Below are 8,079 nucleotides of genomic sequence, written 5' to 3'. Positions count from 1 at the left end.
GCCAGTACGGAAATGCCCAGGCCGGCGGCGATGAGACCCAGGAGCGTGGAGAGCTCGTGAACCTCCTGCGCGATCTTCGGCTCGAAGCCGGAACGGTGGCACAAGGCCAGCCATTGTTCATGGAAGCCGGCGCCAAGGCCGCGCGCGTAGAAAACGAAAGGCTCTCCCGCGAGCTCGTCCATGGTGACGGCATTTCCGCTCCGAACCAGGGGATGGTCCTCGCGCAGAACGAGAACCAGCCGATCCTCGTAGATCTCCGTCGCCGTGAGTCCCGCCGGTAGATCGGGAAGTTGCGCGCCGCGAAGGAAACCGACCTGGAGACTGCCCGCCGCCAACGCTTCGATCTGGTGCGGGCTCGGCATTTCGCTCATCGTCAGGCGTACATCGGGGTAGCTCTGGCGAAACGCGAGGATCGCCTTCGTCACCGCCCCGGTAAAAGGCGCCGAAGCGGTCATCCCGATCGTCACCTCGCCGATTTCCCCGCGATGGGCGCGCCGTGCGACCTCGATCGCATGGGCCGCCTGGTCGAGCGCGGCGCGCGCCTCCGGCAGAAAAAGTTTCCCGACCTCCGTGAGCTCGACGCGGCGGTTCGTACGCTCGAAGAGACGGGCGCCGATCTCTTCCTCAAGAATCTGGATTTGCTGGCTGAGCGGGGGCTGGGAGACGCCGAGCCGCCGGGCGGCCCGGCCGAAATGAAGCTCCTCGGCGACGTGGATGAAATAGCGCAGGTGCCGCAGCTCCATCGCATCATTCCGTTCTGCATATCAATTAAGCGGTATTATATATTAGACACTATCAATGATGCGGCGCAATACGAAGCGGGTGCTCGTCACCTGAGGCCGTCACGCGTTCGCATCTTCGATATGTCACCCCTCCCCCCAAGACATGTCCCGGATTGCGCCGTGACGGCTTCTCGCGCCGGCGGCGGACAGGACCGACGCGCCCGAATCTCCAATGTCTCGAGGTTGAGCCCGTGTTTTCCATCGTGCGTATCGCGTTGCAGCGGCCTTATACCTTCGTCGTGCTGGCCCTCGTGATCGCAATCGTGGGCACATTGTCGGCCTTGCGGACGCCCGTCGACATTTTCCCGGATATCCGCGTCCCGGTCGTGGCGGTGATCTGGCAGTATACGGGCCTCTCGCCCGATGACATGTCCGGCCGTATCGTCTCGCCCTATCAGCGCGTGTTGACGACCACGGTCAACGATATCGAGCATATCGAAGCGCAATCGCTCTCTGGTATCGGCATCGTCAAAATCTATTTTCAGCCCGGTGCCGACATTCGGTTGGCCAATGCGCAGATCACGGCCGTTTCGCAGACGGTGCTCAAGCAGATGCCGCCCGGCGCGACGCCGCCACTGATCCTCAACTACAGCGCCTCGACCGTGCCGATCCTGCAGCTGGCGCTTTCGGGCAGCGGACTTTCGGAGCAGCAACTCGGCGATTACGGACTGAACTTCATCCGCACCAATCTCGTGACGGTGCCGGGCGCGGCCATTCCCTATCCCTTCGGCGGCCGCACCAGACAGGTGCAGGTCGACATCGATCCCGTCGCCTTGCAGTCGAAGGGTCTGTCCGCGCAGGACATCGGCAATGCCATCGCGGCACAGAACCAGATCAATCCGGCCGGCTTCGTCAAGATCGGAAGCTATCAATACAATCTCAAGCTGAACAACGCGCCGACCACGATCGACGATCTGAACAACATTCCGGTCAAGACCGTGAATGGCGCCACGATCTACATGCGCGACGTCGCGCATGTCCGCGACGGCAGCCCGCCGCAACAGAATGTCGTGCATGTGAACGGCGCGCGTTCGGTGCTGATGACGATCCTGAAGTCGGGCGCGACCTCGACACTTGCCATCGTCGAAGGCATCAAGGACAGGTTGCCCGGTCTGCAGGAAGTGCTTCCATCCAATCTGAAGATTGTGCCGCTGAACGACCAGTCGCTTTTCGTGAAAGCAGCTATCTCCGGCGTTGTGCGGGAAGGCGTGCTTGCCGCGATGTTGACCAGCCTCATGATCCTGCTTTTTCTCGGATCGTGGAGATCGACGGTTATCATCGCCATTTCGATCCCCCTCGCGGTCCTGTCGGCGGTCGCGGCGCTTGCGGCTTTCGGCCAGACGCTCAACATCATGACGCTGGGCGGATTGGCGCTCGCCGTCGGCATTCTCGTCGATGACGCCACCGTGACGATCGAGAACATCAACTGGCATCTGGAGCAGGGCAAGGACGTGCGGACCGCCATTCTCGACGGCGCGCAGCAGATCGTCGTGCCTGCCTTCGTCTCTCTCCTTTGCATCTGCATCGTGTTCGTGCCGATGTTTTTCCTGCCGGGCATCGCCGGCTTCCTCTTCGTTCCGATGGCGCTCTCCGTCGTCTTTGCGATGATCGCGTCCTTCATCCTGTCGCGCACGCTGGTGCCGACCATGGCCATGTATCTTCTGAAACCTCACGCGCCCGGACACATGCATGAAGCCGGCGCACCCGGACCGTCGCGCAACGCGTTGATCCGGTTCCAGCGATCGTTCGAACGGCGTTTCGAGCATCTGCGCGAGCGCTATTCAGGGTTTCTCGAGCTCGCGCTCGTTCACCGTACGCGGTTCATCATCGGCTTCATGGTCTGCGTCCTCCTTTCTTTCCTTCTGGTGCCGTTCCTGGGACAGAATTTCTTCCCATCCGTCGATGCGGGGTCGATCACGATGCATGTGCGCGCACCTATCGGCACACGCATCGAAGAGACGTCGGCCTTGTTCGACAGGATCGAGAAACGGATTCGCGAAACCATTCCGCCGCATGAGTTGAGGTCGGTCGTCGACAATATCGGTCTGCCGGTCAGCGGCATCAATACAGCCTACAACGCGACGGGCACGATCGGACCGCAGGACGGAGACATTCTGATCGCGTTGAGCGAAGGCCACCGGCCGACGGCCGACTATGTGAGGATGTTGCGCGAGCGGCTGCCGCGCGAATTTCCGACGGCGACCTTTTCCTTCCTGCCGTCCGACATTGTCAGCCAGATTCTCAATTTCGGCGCGCCGGCTCCCATCGATATTCAGGTGATCGGTCCGAAGCTCGCCGACGATCAGAAATATGCGGCGGAAATCCTGCGCGATGTGCGCAAGATTCCCGGCGTCGCGGACGCGCGCATTCAGCAATCCTCGCAGTATCCGGAATTGCGCTTCGACGCCGACCGTACAAGGATCGGCCAGTTGGGCCTCACGGAACGCGACGTCACCAACGGCGTCGCGACGGCGTTGGCCGGCAGCGGCCAGACGGCGCCGGTCTACTGGCTCAACCCGGCGAACGGGGTTTCCTATCAGGTCGTCGCGCAGACGCCGGAATATCTGCTGAATTCGCTCGACCAGCTTCAGAACCTGCCGATCAACGGTTCTTCGGCCAATGGTACGCTCCAGGTTCTGGGCGGACTCGGAACGTTGTCGCGCGACGCCACCGATGCGGCCGTTTCGCAATACAACATCCAGAACATGGCGAACATCTACGCAACGACGAATGGCCGGGACCTCGGCTCCGTCGCCGACGATATCAACGCGGTCCTGGACGCCCGCGCAAAAGACAGGCCGAAGGGCGTAACCGTCACGTTGCGCGGGCAATATCAGACGATGAACACGGCCTTTTCAGGCATGGGCATCGGCCTGATCGGGGCAATCGTGATGATCTATCTGCTGATCGTGGTCAATTTCCAGTCGTGGCTCGATCCCTTTGTGATCATCAGCGCGCTGCCGGGCGCGCTTGCCGGCATCGTCTGGATGTTGTTCGTCACCGACACCACATTGTCGGTGCCGGCCTTGACGGGCGCGATCATGTGCATGGGTGTCGGAACGGCCAACTCCATTCTCGTCGTCAGCTTTGCGCGCGAGCGGCTGGAGGCGACGGGCGATGCCGTGAAGGCGGCGCTCGAGGCGGGCTTCACGCGGTTCCGTCCCGTTCTGATGACGGCCCTGGCGATGATCATCGGCATGGCGCCCATGGCGTTGGGCCTCGGAGAGGGCGGCGAACAAAATGCCCCGCTCGGTCGGGCCGTGATCGGCGGTCTGGTTGTCGCCACATTCGCGACGCTGATGTTTGTGCCGGTCGTCTTTGCCATCGTTCATGGTCGCGCGCGGACGGCGCCGGCGGCCAACTCTGGAGAAGCCTATGCATGAACCCCTCAAGCCCGTGGCAGTGCAGGGCCACAAGCTCAAGCGAGCCGGCCTGATCGGCATCGCAGCCGTCGTCGTGGTGGTCGGTCTGGGCGCGACGACACGCATTTTCGCGAAGCAGGAACTGACGGACTGGACTGCGGAGCAGGCCACGCCGACGGTCAGCGCGTTTCACCCGACGATGGATGGCGGCCAACGGACACTCTCTCTGCCGGGCTCGGTCGAAGCCTGGTCGCAGGCGCCCGTGTTTGCGCGAACCAACGGATATCTGAAAGCCTGGTACGCCGACATCGGTACGCAGGTCAAGGCGGGCGAGGTGCTGGCGGAGATCGATACGCCCGATGTCGATCAGCAGGTCGAGGCCGCTACGGCAGATCTCGCGACGGCACAGGCGCAGCTCAAGCTGGCGGACACCACGGCCCGGCGCTGGGACAGGCTCGTCGCGCAGGACGCCGTCTCGAAGCAGGATGCCGAGCAGAAGCGGAGCGATCTTGCGGTCAAGCGGGCGATGGCGAATGCGGCTCTCGCCAATGTCGACCGTCTGCGGACCTTGCAGGGCTTCAGGCGCATCGTTGCGCCTTTCGACGGCGTGGTGACGGGCCGCGCCACGGATGTGGGCGCGCTCATCGCGTCGGGCAATGCCGCGGCACGGCCGCTCTTCACCGTCGCCGACATGGCGAAGATGCGCATCTACGTGCATGTGCCGCAAATCTATTCGGCCAACATCAAACCCGACATGAGCGCGAAGTTGGTCCTGCCGGAATATCCCGGGCGCACTTTCGAGGCGAAGCTCGCCGGTACATCGCAATCGGTCAACGACACGACGGGTTCGATGCTCGTTCAACTGGTCGCCGAGAATCCGGAAGGTCTGCTCAAGCCGGGTTCCTATGCGCAGGTTTCCTTCGACCTGCCGAGTTCCGGATCGGCGGTTCTGGTTCCCGCGAGCGCGCTGCTCTTTCGTCCGCAGGGCATGACGGTCGCGCTGATCGACGGCAGCGGCCGCGTGAAGCTCAAGGTCATCAAGATCGCGCGCGACGACGGTGCGAAGGTCGAGATCGCATCCGGCCTGTCGCCTTCCGATCTCGTCGTCGACAGCCCGCCCGATGCTCTGGCCGACGGCGATCAGGTTCGCGTTCTGGATGCGAAGGATCAGGTTGCAAATGCGCGCAGCTAGTGTCCTGTCCGTCGCGGTGATGTTGGGAGTGGCAGGCTGCGATCTTGCGCCCGACTATACGCCGCCCAGGATCGAGGTTCCCGTCTCCTACAAGGAAGTCGGGCCGTGGTCGCCCGCCACACCCGCCGACGACGCGCCGCGCGGGGCCTGGTGGGGCGTCTTCGCCGATCCGGTTCTCGACGATCTCGAACGGCGTGTCGTGGCCGGCAGTCCGCGCCTCGCGGCGGCGGTCGCGCGCTACGATCAGGCGCGAGGGTTCGCGGATCAGGCGCGGTCGTCGCTGTTTCCTTCGCTCGATCTCGAAACGAGCGCGGAGCGCGACCGGTTGTCGGCGAACCGTCCGCTTCAGAACAAGTCCGCCTCCTACAATCATTATGTAGGCGGGCTGGCCGCGAGCTACGAACTCGATCTGTGGGGGCGCGTTCGAAATCTCGTCGCACAGGGCAAGGCGGACCAGGACGCGAGTGCCGCCGATCTCGCCTCGGTGCGGCTGAGCCTTCAGGCCGAGCTTGCGGACGATTATTTGAGGCTTCGCGGGCTCGACGCGGAAATGGCGTTGTTGTCGCAAACGGTCGACGCCTTCACGCGAGCCTTGAAGCTCACCGTCACCCTTCATGCCGACGGCGCCTCGTCGGCGATCGATGTCGGCCGCGCGGAGACGCAGCTCGCTTCGGCAAAAGCGCAGATGTCGGATGTCGGCGCGGACCGGGCGTTGCTCGAACATGCGATCGCGGCCCTTGTCGGTGAATCTGCGTCGACATTCTCGCTCAAGCCGGAGGTGCGGAAGATCGCCGTGCCGGTCATACCGGTGACAGCGCCGTCGCTTCTGCTTCAGCGGCGTCCCGATATCGCTGCCGCGGAGCGCCGCATCGCGGCGGCGAATGCCGGCATCGGCGTTCAGAGAGCCGCCTTCTATCCGGATATCACGCTCGGTCTTTCGGGCGGGTTTGAGACCGTCCGAGGCAATCTGCTGACGGCCCCAAGCGCCTTCTGGGCTCTGGGGCCCGCCGACGCGCTGTTGTCGATCTTCGACGGCGGCGCGCGCACGGCGGCCCTCGCGGTCGCGCATGCGGAGTTCGACGAGGCGGCGGCCGATTATCGTCAGACGGTGCTCGACGGCTTCCGGGAGGTCGAGGACCAGATGGCGTTGGCAAACCGCCTCGCCGAGGAGGCCGGGCATCAGGACGACGCCGTCGCCGCCGCGTCACGCACGAACAAGCTCGCCTTTATCCAGTACAAGGAGGGGGCGGCCGATTATCTCGAAGTCGTGACCGCGCAGACGGCTGAACTGCAAGCCGAAATCGCCGCGCTCAGCGTGCGGACGCGGCGGCTGCAGGCGAGCGTCGCTCTCGTCCGCGCCTTGGGCGGCGGCTGGGAGCGGAACGCCGCGATAGCTGGGAACTGACAGGCCGACCGGCTTCATTTCCGACGACATCGCCTTTCCTGCAGCCCTGGAGAACGAGTTTGGAGGCATTCTTGACAACGTTGTCTTTTTCTCGCTAAGACATTCGCGGTAAGGTGGCGGAGTATCGCCGCCGCTTGCGTGTTGGCCGGGAGGAGAACAGATGTCGCTCGCTATGCAGGAGGCGCTTGGCGCCCGTCGTCATCCGCGGAACGAGAACTTCGAATGGCGCATGCACCGGGGGCCGTTTCGCGTGCTGACCGAGGCGCAGGCGCGCCAGTATGACGAGCAGGGCTTCTTCGTGCTCAGGAACGTCATTCCGCGCGAGACGATCGAAAAACTGGTTGTGGAAATCGATCCGTTCGAAGCCGAGGCGGAAGAGTTCGTGCGTGCCCAAGCGGGCGGCGAGCTCAGCATCATGAAGGTCGGCGCGATCAGCTTCACGACGCATATCGTCCGTCGTTCGCAACTCGTACGTGATTTCTGCAAGACACAGATATTCCGCGATCTCTGCTACGACACGCTGGGGCCCGATGTCCGCGTGTACTGGGACCAGGCGGTCTACAAGAAACCCGATGCGGCGCGCGTCTTCCCCTGGCATCAGGACAATGGCTATGCCTATGTCGAGCCGCAGCAATATCTGACCTGCTGGGTACCGCTCGTCGACGCAACGCTCGAAAATGGTTGTCCATGGATCGTGCCGGGACTTCATCACGAAGGCACGTTCGCGCATCAGAGCCGCCCCTGGGGGCTCCAATGTTTCGACATCGAGTCCAGCGACGTGCCGGAGGGGTCCATCGCGGCGCCGGCAGCAATCGGCGACATCGTCGTTTTCTCCTCGCTGACGCCGCACAGCACCGGGCCCAATCTTACACAATCGGTACGCAAGGCCTATATTGCCCAGTTCGCGCCGGACGGCGCCGAGATCGTCGATGCGGAGGGCAAGCGGGTTCCCGCGGCTGATGAGAAGCGCCAGTTCCTCATCATGAAGAATGGCGAGCCGGTCTGATCCCAGACGAAACCTGACTTTCATCGTGGAGTTCGACATGCGCGCGGTTGCAATTCTTGCCATTTCGGCGGCGGCAGGCGCCGCGTTTTTCATGCCCGGGCTGATGCGGGGGGGCGGCGCCATGGCGCAGGACGATACGATCGTGCGGGTAGAGACTGGCGCTCTGCAGGGAACCGCTGCGAACGGCATCTTCTCTTTCAAGAATATTCCCTACGCCGCGCCGCCCGTCGGCAATCTCAGGTGGCGCGCGCCGCAGCCGGCGGCGCATTGGGACGGTGTCCGTTCGGCCACCGCCTACGGGAACGACTGCATACAGAACCGTTTCATGTTCG

Annotated in this window: 6 protein-coding genes; 5 read left to right on the top strand and 1 reads right to left on the bottom strand. The window is 63.4% G+C overall.

Going from position 1 to position 8,079, the window contains the following annotated elements:
- Nucleotides 1-743: LysR substrate-binding domain-containing protein (locus VMR03_RS13580; protein ID WP_325406099.1), on the bottom strand; the 743-nt coding region annotated here is incomplete at its 3' end.
- A gap of 230 nt (nucleotides 744-973) precedes the next feature.
- Between VMR03_RS13580 and VMR03_RS13575 the strand changes: the two genes are divergently transcribed.
- The 5 genes from VMR03_RS13575 to VMR03_RS13555 all read left to right on the top strand — a co-directional run.
- On the top strand, nucleotides 974-4,165 hold the full coding sequence (locus VMR03_RS13575; protein WP_325406097.1) for an efflux RND transporter permease subunit: 3,192 nt from the start codon (nucleotides 974-976) through the stop codon (nucleotides 4,163-4,165).
- A complete protein-coding gene (locus VMR03_RS13570; RefSeq protein ID WP_325406095.1) occupies nucleotides 4,158-5,336 on the top strand; it encodes an efflux RND transporter periplasmic adaptor subunit in 1,179 nt (392 codons plus the stop codon). Before VMR03_RS13575 ends, VMR03_RS13570 begins: the two co-directional genes overlap by 8 nt.
- Nucleotides 5,323-6,741: an efflux transporter outer membrane subunit gene (locus tag VMR03_RS13565; RefSeq protein WP_325406093.1), complete on the top strand. Its 1,419-nt coding sequence runs from the start codon at nucleotides 5,323-5,325 to the stop codon at nucleotides 6,739-6,741. The genes VMR03_RS13570 and VMR03_RS13565 overlap by 14 nt, the downstream gene beginning before the upstream one ends.
- Nucleotides 6,742-6,901: 160 nt before the next feature.
- Nucleotides 6,902-7,747, top strand: a complete 846-nt coding sequence (locus tag VMR03_RS13560; RefSeq protein ID WP_325406091.1) for a phytanoyl-CoA dioxygenase family protein — start codon at nucleotides 6,902-6,904, stop codon at nucleotides 7,745-7,747.
- Between the two features lie 37 nt (nucleotides 7,748-7,784).
- The coding region (locus VMR03_RS13555; protein WP_325406089.1) for a carboxylesterase family protein at nucleotides 7,785-8,079 on the top strand (295 nt) is incomplete at its 3' end.

Source organism: Parvibaculum sp. (genome assembly GCF_035511255.1).
In the GTDB taxonomy this organism is placed as follows: Bacteria; Pseudomonadota; Alphaproteobacteria; order Parvibaculales; family Parvibaculaceae; genus Parvibaculum.
The sequence above is the reverse complement of the archived record's forward strand: the minus strand, read 5'-3'. Positions and strand labels throughout refer to the sequence as shown.